This window comes from Ureibacillus endophyticus (assembly GCF_003628435.1).
Classification (GTDB): domain Bacteria; phylum Bacillota; class Bacilli; order Bacillales_A; family Planococcaceae; genus Ureibacillus; species Ureibacillus endophyticus.
The window spans coordinates 1-2,485 of record NZ_RBZN01000100.1; the positions used below are offsets into that span (position 1 = coordinate 1).

The window sequence follows — 2,485 nt, forward strand, 5'->3', positions numbered from 1 at the left end:
TGTAAACGCTAGAATAAAGTTGACAGTTTTCGCTTGATTAGATTTTACACTTTTGCTCTATCAGCCTAAAACTTTAGTAAAATAGTTTGTGATGTTATTTTACTGGAGGTTAGGATTTTGGAGGAGAAATTAGTGTTGTATGTAAAGATTCAGGAATTACACAAACGGAAATTTAAGGTAGCACAAATCGCCAAGGAGCTTAAGATTTCAAGGCCAACTGTCTATAAATATTTAGATATGACATTGGAGGAAGCAAAAGCTTACACTGAACACCCACATGGGAGGCAAAAGAAATTAGATAGCCATAAAGACTGGATACTTGCTTGGTTAGAAGAATACCCGCACCTGAGCGGTGCACAAATTCATGATTGGCTCCTTGAAAGATACCCCGATCTGATAGTCGGGGGAAGTACGGTGAGATCTTATGTAAAAGAAGTCAGGGAAATTTATCAGATTGAGAAGAAAGTAATTGTTCGTCAATACGAAGCTGTTCCCGAACAACCGATGGGCAAACAACTTCAGGTAGATTGGGGCGAAACGAAGCAGAAGACTACTGACAACAAAGAGATTAAGCTGTACTTCATTGCGTTTGTCATGGCTCATTCAAGGTACAAATATATGGAGTGGCAGACACGTCCTTTCACTACTAGAGACGCGATCCGGTGTCATGAAAATGCTTTTCAATTTTATGGAGGACGCACAGAAGAAATCGTATATGATCAGGATCATCTAATCGCAGTCAGCGAGAATGCAGGCCAGCTGCTTTTAACAACTGAGTTTCAAAGTTATGTGAATGAACGTAAGTTTAAAATTCACCTATGCAGAAGAGCTGACCCGGAATCTAAGGGCATGATTGAAAATGTGGTGAAGTACATAAAAGGTAATTTCGCAGACAGTCGAGTGTTTAGCGACATAGAGGATTGGAATCATCGGGCATTACAATGGCTCCAGCGAACTGGGAACCATCAGGTTCATCAAACAACGAAAAAAAGACCAGCAGAAGTGTTTCTCCTCGAAAAGCAACACTTACAGCCAGTCTCTTCATTACTTTCATATGAAAGTACCAATAATCAAAGTATAACAAGAAGTGTAAGTAAGGACAACACAATCCGTTATAAGTCAAACCGTTATTCCGTTCCACTTGGGACTTATCAAACAAATTCTGAAAATCTTGTTTTGATTGAAGTTAAAGGTAGAGAACAACAGACGCTCGTGATTCGAAAACAAGCAGAAGGTGAAATCATCGCCGAGCATGGCATCAGCGTAGAGAAAGGAAAGCTAATTCAAAATCGCAATCATACACGTGATCGATCAAAAGGAATTGAAGAGTTTAAACGACGTTTGATTTCCTCTTTTGAAGATCAGAAACAGGCAGCTGCATATTTTGATAAGATCAGTAAAGAATACCCGAGATATCGACGGGATCAGTTCACAATCATTCAGCAGGTGATTCAAAAATATCCAGCGTTTATTGACTCGGTTATGACCAAGTGTATGACAGAAAAATTGTTTAGTGCCAACGATTTTCGTGACATTGCACATCACCTGTATACATCGAATCAACAGCCAGTACAGGAGATAGGATCCCTTTCTGCCAAACCAGCAAAACATTCTAGTATCAAGGCTTCTACTCGATCTCTAAATACGTATACTAGCATTTTAGGAGGTCGAGCATGATGCATAAAACAGTGAATGAACTGCAGGATCAATTTCGTCAGTTACGATTAGCAGAAACCGCGGAGGAGCTACCACAGCTTCTTCGCGAAGCCGAAAAAGCTTCGTGGACATACTTGGAGTTTTTGGAGTCTATTACGCGATATGAATTAGCAAAACGTGAAGCGAAAAGTCTAGAAAAAAGAATGAAATGGGCACGTTTCCCTTTCGTGAAGTCATTAGATGAATTTGAACTGAAAGGCCAAAACGTTCTGACTGCCCGTCAGTTAACCCAACTTAGAGAGTTAAGCTGGCTGGAGCAGCAGTACAACTTAATACTGTTAGGCCCACCCGGTATTGGTAAAACGTATATCGCAGTTGGATTGGGGCTCGAAGCCGTTCACAGAGGATTCCATGTTTACTTCGTCACGATGGGTGAACTTATCCAACTCTTAAAAACGGAAGAATATCTGAACAAATCAAAGGTACAACTTAAACGGATCAGAAGTTCTGACCTAGTAATTATCGATGATTTGATGTATATGGCGATGGATCAGAGAGAGGCGAACCTATTCTTCCATTTAATTAACCATTTATACGAACGAAGTTCGATCATTCTGACCTCAAATAAAAGTCCGGATGAATGGGGCAATTTAATAGGGGATCAAGGCATTATGACGGCAATTTTGGATAGGTTACTTCATCGTGTGGAAGTCATTCATGGTAGAGAAGATGAGGAAAGTCATCGTATGAGAAATAGGAAAAGCATATTTTCAGCAGAAGTGTAAAAAGGAAATGAGCAAAAAGTGTAAAATTCGACTTGACGTCTACA

The 2,485-nt window shown here is 40.0% G+C and carries 2 protein-coding genes; both read left to right on the forward strand.

From position 1 onward, the window contains the following. Positions 1–132 precede the first annotated feature (132 nt). The gene (gene istA, locus D8M03_RS17410; RefSeq protein ID WP_121216040.1) at positions 133–1,677 is read left to right on the forward strand and encodes an IS21 family transposase; all 1,545 of its coding nucleotides are present in this window, start codon (positions 133–135) and stop codon (positions 1,675–1,677) included. After that, the gene (gene istB, locus D8M03_RS17415) at positions 1,677–2,441 is read left to right on the forward strand and encodes an IS21-like element helper ATPase IstB (RefSeq protein ID WP_121216041.1); all 765 of its coding nucleotides are present in this window, start codon (positions 1,677–1,679) and stop codon (positions 2,439–2,441) included. Before istA ends, istB begins: the two co-directional genes overlap by 1 nt. Positions 2,442–2,485: the final 44 nt, after the last annotated feature.

Bases quoted from the DNA above. Each gene is read 5' to 3' on its own strand.
- istB (WP_121216041.1), top strand. From the start codon at position 1,677: ATGCATAAAACAGTGAATGAACTGCAGGATCAATTTCGTCAGTTACGA.